Origin of the sequence: Crocinitomix algicola (assembly GCF_001661595.2) — a bacterium.
GTDB lineage: Bacteria > Bacteroidota > Bacteroidia > Flavobacteriales_D > Crocinitomicaceae > Crocinitomix > Crocinitomix algicola.
Genome location: NZ_LYPF02000028.1, coordinates 48,124 through 64,220, shown reverse-complemented (window position 1 = coordinate 64,220; position 16,097 = coordinate 48,124). Strand labels below are relative to the sequence as shown.

At 36.0% G+C, this 16,097-nt stretch carries 11 protein-coding genes; 4 read left to right on the top strand and 7 right to left on the bottom strand.

All coding sequences use genetic code 11. The features are described from left to right. The 4 genes from A8143_RS15480 to A8143_RS15465 form a co-directional block, all read right to left on the bottom strand. Positions 1–1,194: PKD domain-containing protein (locus tag A8143_RS15480; RefSeq protein ID WP_139134394.1), on the bottom strand; the 1,194-nt coding region annotated here is incomplete at its 3' end. 111 nt (positions 1,195–1,305) lie between these two features. Then, positions 1,306–4,014: a type IX secretion system periplasmic lipoprotein PorW/SprE gene (gene porW, locus A8143_RS15475; protein ID WP_066759864.1), complete on the bottom strand. Its 2,709-nt coding sequence runs from the start codon at positions 4,012–4,014 to the stop codon at positions 1,306–1,308. A 52-nt stretch (positions 4,015–4,066) separates the two neighbouring features. After that, entirely contained in the window at positions 4,067–4,843 is a 777-nt protein-coding gene (locus tag A8143_RS15470; protein WP_066759862.1) for an alpha/beta fold hydrolase, read from the bottom strand. Then, complete coding sequence (locus A8143_RS15465) at positions 4,843–6,135, bottom strand: aminopeptidase P N-terminal domain-containing protein (protein ID WP_066759871.1); 1,293 nt, start codon at positions 6,133–6,135, stop codon at positions 4,843–4,845. The genes A8143_RS15470 and A8143_RS15465 overlap by 1 nt, the downstream gene beginning before the upstream one ends. A 216-nt stretch (positions 6,136–6,351) precedes the next feature. On the opposite strand from A8143_RS15465, the gene A8143_RS15460 reads away from it, so the two are divergent. The 3 genes from A8143_RS15460 to pth all read left to right on the top strand — a co-directional run bounded on the left by A8143_RS15460 (position 6,352) and on the right by pth (position 8,594). Beyond that, positions 6,352–7,284 (top strand): ribose-phosphate diphosphokinase, encoded by a 933-nt coding sequence (locus A8143_RS15460; RefSeq protein ID WP_066759860.1) that lies wholly within the window; start codon positions 6,352–6,354, stop codon positions 7,282–7,284. Positions 7,285–7,328: 44 nt separating this feature from the next. Continuing rightward, the gene (locus A8143_RS15455) at positions 7,329–7,943 is read left to right on the top strand and encodes a 50S ribosomal protein L25/general stress protein Ctc (RefSeq protein WP_066759858.1); all 615 of its coding nucleotides are present in this window, start codon (positions 7,329–7,331) and stop codon (positions 7,941–7,943) included. 87 nt (positions 7,944–8,030) lie between these two features. Continuing rightward, positions 8,031–8,594, top strand: a complete 564-nt coding sequence (gene pth, locus A8143_RS15450) for an aminoacyl-tRNA hydrolase (protein WP_066759856.1) — start codon at positions 8,031–8,033, stop codon at positions 8,592–8,594. Between the two features lie 167 nt (positions 8,595–8,761). On the opposite strand, the gene murA is transcribed toward pth, so the two are convergent. The 3 genes from murA to A8143_RS15435 form a co-directional block, all read right to left on the bottom strand. Continuing rightward, the gene (gene murA, locus A8143_RS15445; RefSeq protein WP_066759854.1) at positions 8,762–10,069 is read right to left on the bottom strand and encodes a UDP-N-acetylglucosamine 1-carboxyvinyltransferase; all 1,308 of its coding nucleotides are present in this window, start codon (positions 10,067–10,069) and stop codon (positions 8,762–8,764) included. Positions 10,070–10,074: 5 nt separating this feature from the next. Next, complete coding sequence (locus A8143_RS15440; protein ID WP_066759852.1) at positions 10,075–10,740, bottom strand: DUF4290 domain-containing protein; 666 nt, start codon at positions 10,738–10,740, stop codon at positions 10,075–10,077. Between the two features lie 106 nt (positions 10,741–10,846). Then, on the bottom strand, positions 10,847–12,982 hold the full coding sequence (locus A8143_RS15435; protein ID WP_083261417.1) for a thioredoxin domain-containing protein: 2,136 nt from the start codon (positions 12,980–12,982) through the stop codon (positions 10,847–10,849). A 97-nt stretch (positions 12,983–13,079) separates the two neighbouring features. On the opposite strand from A8143_RS15435, the gene A8143_RS15430 reads away from it, so the two are divergent. Further along, on the top strand, positions 13,080–16,097 hold the full coding sequence (locus A8143_RS15430; RefSeq protein WP_066759851.1) for a M1 family metallopeptidase: 3,018 nt from the start codon (positions 13,080–13,082) through the stop codon (positions 16,095–16,097).

Sequence of the window (16,097 nt, the reverse complement as noted above, 5' to 3'; positions counted from 1 at the left end):
CTTTACCCAGCCTGTTTCAAATCCAAAACAAAGCGGATCAGTGATGGTTAAATCAATGTCTAATTCTCCCGGTTGATCTAAGAAAATTTCCCCAATTCCATCACAATCTGTTCCATCGGATACATTAACATAATACCAGCCAGAAGTTAATGAGTTTGCCGTGTTAGAATTATCTTCGTTGATAGTTTCTCCGTCTTCATTAGTAATATCGAAAACTAGGTCTCCACCAGCTCCCTCTACGTTTACCGTAATCGAACCATCAGAAAAACCATAACAAGAAGGGTCGTTAATTATAAAATCAAGAGATAAACCTTCAGTCATTATAATATCCATGGTGTAAGTGGCTGTACAACCTGCGCCTGTTGTAACAGTTAAAGTTACCGTATAGGTTCCAGGTGCACCATAGGTATGGGTTGGGTTTTCATCTGTAGAAGTTGAACCATCTCCAAAACTCCAATTCCATTCCGTGATTACTCCAGAAATTGGATCCTCTGCTAGGCTGTTAAATTGAACTTCGTTGATATAACAACTACCTGTGATCCCGTCCTCTGATGAATCTTCACCAATTACGAATTCAAAATATGAAGTGGGTGTTTCATCCGCCTCACAGGGATCCTCAAAAGGGGTGCCTTCTAGTATTAGCACACCGTGAGGATCAGGGTTAGCGGCACCATCCGCATATGGCTCAAAGACAATTCCTATAACACCAACACCAGCGGGTATTGTATAATCTGCGAAATCGAGTAATTGAGAAGGTCTTTCATATGTAATTGATCCACCACCTGGAGCCCAACAAGTGGATAAGGGACCTGTTCCGTCGGATGTTACAAGGGTTAAGTCGTAATCTTGAAAGTCAGTAGTTGTCCCATCCGACAACCGAAGAGCTACATGCCATGACTCAGTATAGGTATGTAATGATACCAATAAAACTTCATCTCCTGGTCCGTCGAAATAGGTCGTTCCACTATTCCAAGTTCCTGAAAAAGACCAGCCAAGAGGTACCTCAGCAGTACCATGTTCAAAATCGGCATCCCCTAAAGCTAGGTTAATGTTAGTAATATCTCCACATGGCCCACCTTCAGATGGATTTGTATAATCTGTGGCATAATCAATGCCGGTGTACGGAGGAACGGATTGAGAAAAAGCAATAGTGAGAGAGAGAAACGAGAAGAGTAAAGCAAGTGTAAGTTTCATTGATTGATCAGTTTTGAAGTTTCTAATTAAGGCTTGTGAAATCAGTCTATTGACTGTTCAGAAAATAGACGCATGAAACTTCAAAAAAGTTGCAACCTAAATTGCTGTGAATTAGTAATTCAATTTGTAAAAATCGTAATACTGCGCAAAATCTTTTAAACGGAACAACGTTGTGAAATTAGTTGTTGAAATAATTGCGTGTTGATAATCAGATGATACTTTACCTAATGTTTTTTTCGCTTGATTTGATTGAAAGGCTGTTCGGTATTTTTTTGCATCTTCTAAACTTTCAAACGATCGCACAACAATTAATGTAATGGCATTTCCTAAAGGAGCATTTTGAAGTGCTAAACGATCATTTCGATAGAACTCACTGTTGAAGTTGGACACACTAATTTTGGCAGACCCAGCGTTTCCTTTGTCTGCTGGAATTGCAACTATAAAGAAATGCTTCCCTTCTTCTTTAAACTCATAAGGTGACTCGGGCTGTGCAACATCTTGATCAGGTTCAACGATGTTTTCACCTTGTTCGAGAAGACCTAAGTACGTTTTAGCTTGAATTCCTTCTTCGGAATCTGGTGATTTCTCGTAAACAGTTTTAAGCGGTTCTGAAATAGCTTCCACATTACCGGGAGTAATTTTACTAAGAGAAAAAGCTTTGAGCAGATAATATTTTAGTAGGAATTGATTGTCGGGCTCATTTGTAATGACTTCGTTACAGGCTGTAATAACTACTCCATAACTTCTTCTTCTATATGTTCTTAGTACATTAGAATAGGCATTTAATTCTTCGCGATCTTTTAATTCTTTTTTCTTAAGGTATTCAGGGTCTTTGATGATTTGAGCAATTTCAGAATCTGGATAATCGCTTAAAATTTTTGATTTGTATGTGTTCGCCTGACCATTCCCCTTTTTATTATTAATAAGGTATAGTTGGTAGAGTGAAGGAAGTACTTTTTCGTGTTCAATATTTCGTTCTACAACTTCACCAAAATATACAACTGCTTCCTTTTCTTCTTTTAGCTGCTCCTTATAAATCATGCCTAAATTATATAAAGAGTTCATTATTTTATTGTTGGAAGAGTCAATTGCTTCAGGTGTTAGTGGGATATCTTGGAGTAATAGTTCCACATCGTATTCATCTTGTTTTAGGCTATCTACAGCTTCACCGTTTTCATCTACAATTTCTTCAAAGGATGATTTATTTGCTCTTCGCCAGTTATCTTCTAAAGGTCGCTGACCCCATAAACCTCTGAAATCATTAAAACCAGAAGCAACTTGTTTTGGATTTGCAAAATAGCCTTTTCCTTTTTGACCATTACCTTGTTGCTGTTGTTGCTGCTGATTAATTCGATCTTGTTGTTGCAATAATCGTTGCTCGGCTTCAATCTTTTTTTTCTCTCTTTCAGCAATCAATTGTTTTGAGGTTTTTTCAAGAAATTTTTGCCGTTCTTTATCGGACATTCTACTTATTGTTTGAACACTGTCTTGGAATGTCACTGTCTCATAATGAAAAACTAAATCAGCTAAACCTAATGCCTTATTTTGCAACATTTCATAATCCGGGTGTTCTTTTGGAAGGACTTGTACACAACTGTCATAATACTTTTGGGCACTCAGATAATCCCGTTCTTCAAAATGTATATCCGCAAGCGCGAGATAAGAAATTCCTTTTTGAAGATCATTACTAATTGACCATAGCACCGATTCTGTATAGTTTATTTTGGCATTTGGAATATCATCTTTCTTTACATCAATTTCTGCTAATGCATAATAAATTTGATCTTTATACTCCAGATTTTTGCCGTCTTTTAACATTTTCTGAAGCTCTTTTACGATATCTTCCGTTCCTCCTGTAGCAGCTAAAGCAGTTTTAATCTTTGCCTTAAAACGCATTTCATAAGGCGCGTTAGAACTTGCTACTTTGTCAAATAAAAGACCTGCTTTATCAAGGTTACCTTCTCTTTCATAAAGCTGTGCAAGCACAAATTGATAACGCGAACGTTTTTTTCTTTTTTTACAAAGTTCTATACCTTTTTCTAAATGTTCAATGGCTTTTTTATATTCCTTTTGTGCAATGTATAACTCTGCGTAAACCAGCTCAAAATCTTCTTTTAGTTTTTTAGGAAACTCTGCGGCTTTACTGTTTTTCTCTTCTTTCGCCGCTTTTCGAGCTTTTTTTCGTTGATATTTGCTTTTTGGACGTTTCTTTTTGTCTTTCTCTTGGTCAGCCTCAGCACGCTTTACGGATTGTTCAACATTTGTTAAAATTCGTTTGGCTTCTGAAAATTCTTTAAGGGCAATATGGGTTTTGGCTAACCATATCCTCGCTTCAAAAATCGACTCCTCATCTCGGAACATTTCTGATTCGGACACGTGTTTTAATTTTTGCTTAGCTTCTTTATAATCTCTTTTAATATAATAGGCTTGACCAATTACTAACCAATTATCATCAATCCACCTGCAATTTTCGTTTTTTTTATTTTTTACCGTTTGAGGATTTGGCATGCTATGTCGAACAACAACTTTGGAACAACGCTCTATAGCATCTTCTAATGCAGGCACCATTCCAGCAACTTCTTCCTCATTCGGGTATAAATCCAGCGGTAAAATTTGAGTGTAATCTTCTTGATAACCGTCTCTAAAATTGAAAAGAGCTTCATCTATAATTACCCCGGCATTGTAGTAGCCATTATATCTAGCCGTCATATTATGATACCCTACATTTAGCAGAGCATCTTTCTCAGTCGAACAGGAGCTGATAATCCCCAGGCCAATAACTAGCGAGTACAGCAAGTATTTGAATGTGCTTTTGGACATGTTAAATTTAGTTCGACTTAGTATAACTGAAAAAGGGCAAAAATATTTTATTTTATTTAATTAGAATCATTTTGAGCAAATTAATTAGTTGATGAGGCTGTTCCCAAATACTCATATGTCCAGCGTTCTTGATGATATGTAATGGGGTTTTTCGGTTGATAGTGCTTAATTCGTCAATTAGTTTTTTGGTGGGAATAATTGGGTCAAATTCACCATGAATTACAGTCACGGGTATTTTTTCTAAAATGGCATGATTTCCCTTTCTATCCCTTAAGCCTATAGTGGTTGCAATAATTTCTTGTTGTGGGATTTTACTCGCTTTTTTTATAAGGTGATCTATTGTTTTATAACATTTTTCTTTATTGGTTGGAGCGAATAAGTTGGGAATAGCTTCGAGGAGTAATTTGTTCTTATTAGTTTTTACAATTTCAATAACCCGATTTCTATCTTTTTTCTTTTGGTTCGAATCTTCCCAAAAATTAGAGTGAAGAAGTATCAAATCTATAGGAATCAACTTTGCGAGCTCCAGCCCTATATACCCACCCATTGAATGGCCAATTACTGTAACATTACTTAATTTTTTTTCTTGGATAAAATCAAATAAGAGTTGAGCAACTTGCTCCATAGAACATTGACGATCATAAAATCGACTTAAACCATGACATGGCAAATCAAAGCAATATGTTTTTAACCCTAGTTCTTCTATGTGTGGGTATAGGGTGTCCCACATCGAATGATCTTCAAGAAAGCCGTGTAGGAAAAAAACAGGGTTTCCTTTGCCAGAAACCCTGAAATATAGATTGATGTCGTTAGATTTGAATGCAATCATTAAGCATTCATTAATCCTTCAATTTCGTCAGCTTCGATAGGAATGTTGCCCATAAGGTTGAATGGTTTTCCACTTGCTTGAACAACCAAATCGTCTTCCAATCGTATTCCTAAGCCTTCTTCTTGGATATAGATTCCCGGCTCACAAGTGAATACCATGCCTGGTTTCAAAGGCTCTGTCCATAAACCTACATCATGAGTATCTAAACCAATAAAGTGCGAAGTACCGTGCATGAAGTATTTTTTATAGGCTGGCCAATTAGGATCTTGATTTTTAATATCTGTCTTATCGAGTAACCCTAAACCAATCAATTCTGATTCCATGAGTTTACCAACCTCTTTGTGGTATTCTCCTAAAAATGTTCCCGGGACTAACAATTGTTCAGATGCTTTTTTAACTCGTAAAACAGCATTGTACACTTGTTTTTGTCGATCGGTAAAGCGACCGTTAACAGGTAAAGATCGTGATAAATCTGAAGCGTAGTTTGCATATTCAGCTCCTACATCTAAAAGAATTACATCACCATCATTACAACGGTTATTGTTTTGTATATAATGAAGTACACAAGCGTTTTTACCAGATGCTACAATTGGCGTATACGCAAAGCCTTTTGAGCGATTCCATAAAAATTCATGCATTAATTCAGCCTCAATTTCATACTCCATAACTCCAGGCTCAATAAACGAAAGTATTCTACGAATTCCTTTTTCGGTAATGTTGCAGGCTTTTTGCATCAGCTCTATTTCCGTCGTTTCTTTTACTGCACGAATTCGGTGTAGGATTGGAGCACTTTTCTTTACATTATGAGCGGGATACTTAACCTTGAGAGTTTTTATGAATCGATCTTCTCGTGTTTCAACTGTCGTGTCTGCTCGCGTGTGTTCATTTGTGTTAATGTAAAGGTTTTCGGCCTGAGCAGTGATAATTTTCATGATACTATCAAACTGATCTAACCAATATACATTTTTAATACCTGAAGTTTCAAACGCGGCTTCTTTTGTCAATTTTTCTCCTTCCCAGATTGCAATATGTTCGTTTGTTTCGCGAACGAATAACATTTCTCTATGTTCTTCATTAAATGCATCAGGGAATAGGACTAATATACTCTCTTCTTGATCAACTCCTGATAAATAAAAGATATCACGATGCTGATTAAATGGCATTGTACTATCCGCACTTACAGGATAGATGTCATTTGAGTTAAAAATTGCAACAGATTTTGGCTCCATTGCAGCTGTAAATTTTGCTCGATTTTTTATAAAGAGCGAATTATTTATTTTTTCGTATTTCATATCGTAATAATATAAGTCCATAAAGGTAAAAACTTTAAATTGCTTAGCAGAAATACATCAAGAAAAATACCGTAAAAAGGTGAGGAATGGGTACAATCATAGGTTGATGAAAATCTATAACATGTTTTTTATTAAAAAAATAGGTAGGTATTTCAATGAAAAACTGGGCTTTTTCAAGTTTTGTGATTAAATTTGCGCTTCCAAAATTGGAGAATCATGTCAAAAGGGGTAAAAATATTTTCTGGTAGAGCAACTAAGGGACTTGCAAATAAAATTGCAGATCAATTCGGTACTAGCCTTGGAAACGTCATTGTTACTGAGTTTAGCGATGGTGAATTTCAACCTTCATTTGAAGAAACTGTGCGTGGACAAGATGTGTTTTTGATTCAGTCTACAATGCCGCCTACTGAGAATTTATTTGAACTTCTACTGATGATTGACGCCGCAAAGCGCGCATCTGCGCGTTCAATCGTAGCTGTAATTCCTTATTTTGGATTTGCAAGACAAGATCGTAAGGATAAACCTCGTGTTGCAATTGGTTCGAAAATGGTGGCAGCGATGCTTGAAACTACTGGTGTAGATAGAATTATGACAATGGATTTGCACGCAGATCAAATTCAAGGTTTTTTTGAAAAACCAGTAGATCACCTTTATGCATCCACAATTTTTTTACCATATATTCAATCAATTGACACGGGTAATTTGATTATTGCTGCTCCTGATGCCGGAGGAGCAAAACGTGCTAATTCTTACTCGAAAAAATTGGATTTAGGTTTAGCGATATGTCATAAACAAAGAAAAGTGGCGAATCAAGTAGCTGAAATGACCGTAATTGGTGATGTTGCTGGAAAAGACGTAATTCTTGTTGATGATATGGTTGATACGGCAGGCACACTAACAAAAGCAGCTGATTTGTTTTTGTCAAAAGGAGCGAAATCAGTACGGGCAATTTGTACACATGCTGTATTATCGGGTCCAGCTTTCGAACGAATTGAAAATTCAGGTTTAACGGAATTGGTGGTTACAGACACTATACCACTTAAACAAGAATCAGATAAAATTAAAGTGTTAACTGTAGCAGAATTATATGCTGCTGTAATGAAAAGTTTAATTAGTCAAGAGTCGATTAGTAAACATTTTAATGTGTAAATAAACCGCGTGTAAAAATAACACACGCATAAATTAAATATATAATGAAAGAAGTATCATTGAGCGGTTCGCTTAGGTCGAACGTAGGGAAAAAAGATGCGAAGCAAATTAGAAATGCAGGTCAAGTACCTTGCGTAGTATATGGAACAGGTTCGCAAACTCACTTCAGCGTTTCACACGTTGATATGGAGAAATTGATTTATACTCCAAATGTCTACATCATTAATGTTGAAGTTGAAGGGAAAACAATTAAGTCAATCATTCAAGACATTCAATTTCACCCAGTAACTGATAAAATTATTCACGTTGATTTTATTGAATTACAAGATGACAAGAAAATTAAGGTTAACATTCCAGTTAACTTAGTTGGCCGTGCACCAGGTGTATTGAACGGTGGTAAATTGCAACAAATCTTTAGAAGATTAAAAGTGTATGCTTTACCAGGGGATTTACCAGATTCAATTGAAGTAGATATCTCAAAATTAAGAATTGGACAAGCGATTCGTGTAAGAGACGTAAATACAGATGAATTAAACATTCAGAATGCTGCAAGTGCGGTTATTTGTTCAGTTAAAATGGCAAGAGGTGCTGTTAATACTGATGAAGAGGAAGATGAAGCTGAAGAAGCTACTGAAGCTGCTGAAGGAGCAGAAGGATAGTCAAATCACAATTATAAATTTAAAGGGTTGTTCTAATTTCGGTTAGAGCAACCTTTTTTTATTGGTTATATTTACAGTTATTTTAAGATGAAATACCTCGTTGTTGGATTGGGAAATCCTGGATATAAATATGAAGAAACGCGCCACAATATTGGATTTAAAGTTGTGGAAGCATTGGCAAAAGAATATGATGCTTCGTTCTCAACGGAACGATTAGGGGAGTTAGCTACTGTGAAACATAAAGGGCGAACAGTATTGTTACTTAAACCCAATACTTTTATGAACCTAAGTGGGAAAGCGGTTAACTATTGGATGCAGCAAGAAAAAATTCCCGTTGACCGAATATTAATTATTACGGATGATATTGCCTTACCTTTTGGAAAATTAAGAATGAAGGGAAAAGGTAGTGATGGTGGACACAATGGTTTGAAAGACATTATTGCAGTTTTAAACTCAAAAGAGTATCCGCGTCTTCGATTTGGTGTTGGTAGCGACTTTTCGAAAGGACGTCAAGTTGATTATGTGCTTGGAGAGTGGTCTGAAGATGAAAAAAGCGCCATGGCTGAAAGACTAGAGGTTTGCAAAGAATTTATTAAGAGCTTTGTGACTATAGGTATTGAACGTACGATGAATTTTTGGAATAATAAATAGATTGCTCTTGCTTATTATTAAACGAGAAATCTTCTTTCGCGTTTATTACCCATCAATGTTTCAACGGCATTAAATACGCGTTTTAAGAACGTGTGTTTGTTTGCTAGATTATAAAGTCTAATATTAGCACAAGTTGTTAGCAGGAAATTGGATTAATATGTATATGATTAACCTATTCTTCTAATATCGGCACCCAAATTATTAAGCCTTACATCAATGTTTTCGTAACCTCTGTCAATTTGTTCAATATTATGTATTGTACTTTTTCCTTCAGCGGAAAGTGCAGCAATTAATAACGAAACACCGGCTCTAATATCAGGTGAGGTCATGCTAATTCCTCTCAATCGGTGTTCATGATTCATTCCAATTACAACAGCTCTATGCGGATCACAAAGAATTATTTGTGCCCCCATATCAATCAATTTATCCGTAAAAAATAAACGCGACTCAAACATTTTTTGGTGAATGAGTACAGAACCTTTTGCTTGAATGGCGGTTACTAAAACAATACTTAATAAATCAGGTGTAAAACCAGGCCATGGAGCATCAGAAACGTTTAAAATTGATCCATCGATGAATTTTTCAATTTCGTACGAATCTTGAGCTGGAATATACAAATCGTCCCCTTTGAGTTCCATTTTAATTCCTAACTTTCGGAAAATGCTTGGGATGATTCCTAAATCAGGGTAACTCACATCTTTTATTGTGATTTCTGACCGTGTCATTGCAGCTAATCCAATAAAAGATCCGATTTCAATCATGTCAGGTAAAATGCGATGGTAGCATCCTCCTAGTTCTTTTACGCCTTTTATTTTTAGCATATTAGAGCCAATACCTGTAATTTTTGCTCCCATGCTATTTAGCATCTTACACAATTGTTGTAAGTACGGTTCGCATGCCGCATTATAAATGGTAGTTTCACCTTTCGCGAGAACAGCCGCCATAACGATATTTGCAGTACCGGTTACTGATGCTTCATCGAGGTGAATATAAGTTCCAACCAGTTTTTTTGCTTCTACCGTATAGAAATAAGTTTTAGGGTCAAAATTAAATTTTGCACCTAAATAAGTAAAGCCTTCGAAGTGGGTGTCTAAGCGTCGTCGGCCAATTTTATCACCACCTGGTTTAGGCATATACGCTTTTCCAAATCTCGCCAAAAGTGGTCCAATAATCATGATTGAACCTCTTAAACCGGACGCCCTTTTTGTGAAATCCTCAGTTTTAAGGTATTCCAAATCAATCTTAGCGGCTTTGAAATTATAAGTGCCTTTTTCAATTTTTTCAACTTTTACACCCATTGCTTGTAGTAAGTTGATGAGTTTATTCACATCAATAATATCAGGAATATTACTAATAGTTACTTTTTCACTCGTCATTAAAACAGCACATAGTACTTGTAAAGCTTCATTTTTTGCACCTTGCGGAATTAATTCCCCTTTTAGCGGTTTTCCACCGTGAATTTCAAATGCCCCCATGTTAATTAATAGCGTTTACGGTTTTTATTTCGGTTTTTATTTCGATTCTTGTTCTGCTTCTTATTGTTGTTGTTGTTCGAATTTGTGTTTAAGCCGTGTGTTTTAATAATCGAACTGGTTGAAGGTAAAAAAGATAAATCGTCAATGATAATTTTACCGTTCGACAGTTTTCTCAAATGTTCACCAATCATATCATCTTCAATTGATGTCGAGTTAAACGTCAAGTAGAACTGCTTCATTAATGAGGCAATGGTTTTAATTAAGGCTTGGCGTTCTTCACCTTCTTCCATTTCACAAGCTTTGGCAATAAGTTTTTCAACACTTTTACCGTAGTGTCCAATTTTAATTCTAGATTGAGGATAATCGACTTTTTTTGGTTTTTCTTTCAAAACTTCACGATCAGGCAATGGATAGGGCGAATCAACGTCGAGCTTAAAATCAGACATGATGAACAAATGTGTCCAAAGTTTAGGCTTGTATTCTTCTGCATCACGTAATTCGGGCTTTAATTCACCCATTACTTTAATAATTGCTTGCGCGACTTTATTCCGCTCCTCTTTGGTTGATAATGAAACTGCATGATCAACCATCTTCTGTACATTACGACCGTATTCAGGAATTTGCATTTTTGGTCGGCCAGTATTGTACTCTAATGATTCTAATTCTGCCATATGCTCCAAATATACTATTTATTGAAGGATTATTGGCTCACTATTTAATTTGATATTAATAAGAAACTGTTAATTTTTCGAGTGCAAGGTATATTCATTGAATTCGCTACTCTTGCATTTGTTCAATGGCATCTTTGGCAGATTCAGTTGGCATTTTACATGCGCCTTCAATACAGACGAAGATCGTCGGTTGAGCTAAAAATTTACCTTCTAATATGGCCAAGTTACTCGTAGTATCTGCTCCCATATATAAACGATTAGGAATATAAAACTCATTTAAATCTTCTTGAAGATTTTTCCAGGTTTTTCCCGTAATAGCAACTTCATAGTACGGATGGGTCATATTCAGTGCTAAAATTCCCCAATTACTATAATTCCCAAGGAAATGAGGAATGTCTTTGTATACATTGGCTAACATCTGCTTTGCCTTCTCTTTATAGGAACGGTTATCCAGTAAAATTCCTAAATCAAATAAAACGCTAGCCATGGTTGAATTAGAACTTGGAATAACTTGGTCCGTTATTTCCATTTTTCGCGTTAATAATTCTGATTCATCTGATGAAAAGTAGAACATGCCATGTTTTTCGTTATAAAAATGAGCTATTGCATAGGATGCAAGTTGATCTGCTTTTGATAAATAACTTTCGTCAAAACTCACTTCGTATAATTTAATACAGGCTTCTATCGTAAAACAATAATCTTCTAAAAATCCATTTATAGTCGATTGGCCATCTTTAAAAGTATGCCATAAACCACCATCTTCTTTAATTTGTTGCTTGAATAGCCAATTCGCATTTTGTTCTGCAGCTCTTAAAAATAGAGGTTCCTTAAAAACTTGGTAGGCATCTAATAGACCGATTTGCATTAATGCATTCCAAGATGTTAAAGCTTTGTCGTCTAACCCTGGTTTTATTCTCTGGTTTCTATCTTGAAGTAATTTGCGATTGATTTTTGATATTGTTTTGGTTAATTCCTCATTTGTATAACCATTTTTCATAGCAAATTCTTGGTCTGACTCAGCTCTCGTTAAAATGTGTTTGCCCTCCCAAAGCGATTGCTTATTGATTTGATAATAATTTTTAACCAGTTGAAATTCTTCTTCTTCCAAAACTGTTTTTAGTTCTTCTTCTTTCCAAACATAAAATTTACCTTCTTCGCCTTCAGTATCGGCATCTAGGGCAGCATAAAAAGCTCCGTTAGAATGCATCATTTCCCGATAAGCCCATTCGATAGTGCGATAAACTACCTTTTTATAAGTTTCGTTTTTAGTTCTTTGATACGCCTTACTGTAAAGGGAAATCAGTTGGGCATTGTCATATAGCATTTTCTCAAAATGCGGTACACGCCATTGTGGATCTGTCGAATAGCGCGAAAAGCCACCTCCAACTTGATCAAAAATTCCGCCTAAAGCCATGTGTTTCAAGGTGAGGTCAACATGATTCATCACAACCGTGTCATTATTGTGATAAGCGTATTGCATCAAGAAATCAAGGTTATTTGGTAATGGAAATTTATTGGTGCGGAGATCTCCGCCAAATATTGTATCGAAAAAAGGAGTCCAGTTTCGAATTAAACTATCCAATACATTTTCTTCGAAATTCATGTCCGTGTCTGCAATTTCGATTAATTCGTTTTGTTCAATTCTATGCATAACATTGTCTGCATATTGTTCAAAACGTCGCGGGGATTTTTTATAGTTATAAGTTAAATTATTTAATAATTCGATCCATTGTTCTTTTTCAAAATATGTCCCTCCTTTAATCGGACGACCGTCGGGTAAAGTAAAACAATTTAGTGGCCATCCACCATTACCATTAGTCATAAACTGAACGGCGTCCATGTAAACTTGATCAACATCAGGTCGTTCTTCTCGGTCTACTTTTACACAAATGAAGTTTTCATTCATAATTGAAGCAACTTCCTCATCTTCAAAACTTTCATGCTCCATAACATGACACCAATGACATGACGAATAACCAACACTAATTAGCACGAGTTTATTCTCTTTTTTTGCAATTTCAAAGACCTCTTCACTCCAAGGCAACCAATTTACCGGGTTGTGAGCATGTTGCAATAAGTATGGGCTGGTTTCATTAATAAGGCCGTTGGTGTGTTTCGCTGTATCGTTAGCATTCAGTTCTGACTTACCTCCTCCGTTACTTGAACAACTAGAAGTATGACAACAGAGGATAAGAAGAAGCGTTATAAATGAAATTTGCTTGAAGATGAATTTACCGGTCATAAAAAAGTAGAAAATATTTTGAGTAAATATAACTATCTTCGAGCTGAATAGGATATAAATTTAAGGGTTCCTATTCATCATTTATCCAAAAAGCCATATGAAGTATTTAGTAGTATTCTTGTTTTTAGTTCTTGTTTTACCTTTAAAAGCACAGTCTTATTTTCAGCAACGTGTTGATTATAATATTGCTGTGCAATTATTTGATGAAGAGAATATGCTTCGTGGATTTGAGGCATTTAAATACACAAATAATTCTCCAGAAGAACTTGATTTTATTTACGTGCATTTATGGCCTAATGCTTATAAAAATAATGAAACAGCGTTGGCGAAGCAATTAAAAAGTATGGGGAATAAAAATTTAGCCGAAGCGAGTTCAGAAGAAATTGGTTTTATAGATTCGCTCGATTTCAAAGTGAATGGCATTGCGGTAAATTGGGAATATGACTCTGTTCACATCGATATTTGTAAATTAATTTTACCCAAACCCTTGAAACCCGGAGAATCTATGTTAGTAGAAACACCATTTCGCGTAAAAATACCATCAGGTAGTATCTCTCGATTGGGATTTGTTGAAGAGTCCTATCAAATTACTCAATGGTATCCTAAGCCAGCGGTGTTCGATCAGGATGGTTGGCACCAAATGCCTTATTTAACCCAAGGTGAATTCTATTCCGAATATGGTTCGTTTGATGTGAAAATTACACTACCAAAAAATTATGTTGTTGGAGCAACTGGTGATTTACAAACAGCTTCAGAAATAGACTTTCTTAATGCTAAAGCGAAGCTTACTGAGGAAAAATATGCAGATGCCTCTATCAGTGCGAATAGTGGTAAAAGATCAACAAAGTTTCCACCTTCTAGCGATACATTGAAAACGATCCGCTATACGCAAGATAATGTGCATGACTTTGGCTGGTTTGCTGATAAACGGTTCGAAGTTTTAAAAGGAGAGGTTCAATTACCCAATTCGAATCGAAAAGTTACATCTTGGTCAATGTTTGTGCCGCATCACGCTGAATTGTGGGAAAATTCGATTGAATATTTGAACGATGCAATTTATTATTATTCTAAATGGAACGGTAATTACCCTTATAATCAGGTTACAGCAGTTGATGGAACGATTAGTGCTGGTGGTGGGATGGAGTATCCAAATGTTACAGTAATTGGCAATACATCATCAAAAATGGAATTGGAAGTGGTTATCGTTCATGAAGTTGGACATAACTGGTTTTATGGTTTACTGGGTTCGAATGAAAGAGATCATGCATGGATGGATGAAGGATTGAATACCATGAATGAGATTCGTTATATGCAAACTAAGTACCCGAATAATAAAAGGATGTCTGACATGGCTAATGGGATTGTCGCCAAATTACACTTTGATCACCTAAACCACCATGACATGGCAGATTTAACTTATCAATTTACGGCAGGATACGGATTAGATCAACCGATTGAATTGCACTCCGCGGATTTTACTTCGCTTAATTATGGCGCAATTGTCTATTCAAAAACAGGACTGGTGTTTACTTATCTAAAAGATTATTTGGGGGATGAATTATACGACCAGGCCATGCAAACTTATTATGATAAATGGCATTACAAGCATCCGCAACCAGAGGATATAAAACAAGTGCTTGAAGAGGTTTCGGGTAAAGATTTACATTGGTTGTTCCACGATTTAATTGAAACGACTCACCAAATTGATTATAAAATACAATCGGTTAAGCGAAAAGGGGGCAAATCAATTGTAAAGGTACGAAATACAGGTCAAGTTAATGGCCCAATACGAGTGGACGCTCTGCGTCAAAACGAAATTGTGGATAGTGTATGGCTTGAGCCCGGAGATAAAATGAAGGAAGCGGTTTTTGATGCAACTGATTATGATCAGATTGTGATTGATTATAACCAGCAAATTCCTGATTTAAACCGTAATAATAATTATTGGTCAAGAAAAGGTCTGTTCAAGCGAGTTGAGCCTTTAAAAATGGAGTTTTTAGGGGGAGATAATGAACCGAATCGATGGAATAGTTATTGGTTGCCCATTTTAGGTGGTAATGTTTATGATGATTTCATGATTGGATTAATGTTTCATAATACGACCATTCCAAAAAATAAATTGGAATATGCACTTGCACCAATGTATTCTTTTGGGAGGAATGATTTGGCCGGATTCGCAAATATTAAATATTCTTGGGTTCCAAAGAAGCATTTTAAAATGATCAGTGTCGGTGTAAGGGGAAAAACTTTTGGAAATGGATTAAATGCACTATCGACAGAGGCAATAACAAAACCTACAACTTATTATGCCATTCAACCTTTTATTGACTTGATGATCGGCAAACCAATTGTTAAAAAACCCTACCGCCAAAAAGTTAGTGTTTCAGGTGGATATATTTCGGAACAAGGGAATGGAATAAGTAATGAAATGTTTGCCGGTTTCGCTACGTACGGACTTAGTTATGCGAAAGAACGACACGCCGCATCTTTTCAGGTGAGGACAGATTATTTTAATGCTGAAAACGGTTATAATTGGGCGGTATCTACGTCTGAAGTTCTTAATGCAAGTGTAGAAGGACAATACGGGTTTACCTATTTAAAGAAAAAGCGTAAACAAATAGCCTTGAGATTATTTTATGGACAAAATTTATTCAGTAATGGAGTAGAATCAAGTCGTTATGGTTTTGCGTTGGGAGGTCAAACAGGCACACAAGATGCGCATTATGAACAGTATATGTTTGGACGAAATCGCTCGTCTGGAATTTGGTCAAATCAACGAATTGAGAATCAGGGAGGCTTTAAAACAAATGCAATTCAAGTGGCAAATCAATCACTGTTTACAGCAAATATGATTGTCGATCTACCAGTTCTACCATTTGTAGTAGCTTATGCCGATTACGGGATGTTTCCCGCTGAGTCAACTAACTATGAAAGTGTTTATGATGCAGGTTTAGGTCTTCGATTAGGAGAGGTTTTTAGTATTTATTTTCCGCTTTACGAATCTCAATCACTCAAAGATATCTTTCCTGCTGGTGTAGATTATGCCGATAAAATAAGGTTTACCTTGAAACTCAATCAACTTTCTACAGATCAATTACTAGGAAGGTTTTTATAG

Bases quoted from the DNA above. Each gene is read 5' to 3' on its own strand.
- A8143_RS15470 (WP_066759862.1), bottom strand. From the start codon at position 4,843: ATGATTGCATTCAAATCTAACGACATCAATCTATATTTCAGGGTTTCT.
- A8143_RS15440 (WP_066759852.1), bottom strand. From the start codon at position 10,740: ATGGCAGAATTAGAATCATTAGAGTACAATACTGGCCGACCAAAAATG.
- porW (WP_066759864.1), bottom strand. From the start codon at position 4,014: ATGTCCAAAAGCACATTCAAATACTTGCTGTACTCGCTAGTTATTGGC.
- murA (WP_066759854.1), bottom strand. From the start codon at position 10,069: ATGGGGGCATTTGAAATTCACGGTGGAAAACCGCTAAAAGGGGAATTA.
- A8143_RS15455 (WP_066759858.1), top strand. From the start codon at position 7,329: ATGAAAGAAGTATCATTGAGCGGTTCGCTTAGGTCGAACGTAGGGAAA.
- A8143_RS15460 (WP_066759860.1), top strand. From the start codon at position 6,352: ATGTCAAAAGGGGTAAAAATATTTTCTGGTAGAGCAACTAAGGGACTT.
- pth (WP_066759856.1), top strand. From the start codon at position 8,031: ATGAAATACCTCGTTGTTGGATTGGGAAATCCTGGATATAAATATGAA.
- A8143_RS15465 (WP_066759871.1), bottom strand. From the start codon at position 6,135: ATGAAATACGAAAAAATAAATAATTCGCTCTTTATAAAAAATCGAGCA.
- A8143_RS15435 (WP_083261417.1), bottom strand. From the start codon at position 12,982: ATGACCGGTAAATTCATCTTCAAGCAAATTTCATTTATAACGCTTCTT.
- A8143_RS15430 (WP_066759851.1), top strand. From the start codon at position 13,080: ATGAAGTATTTAGTAGTATTCTTGTTTTTAGTTCTTGTTTTACCTTTA.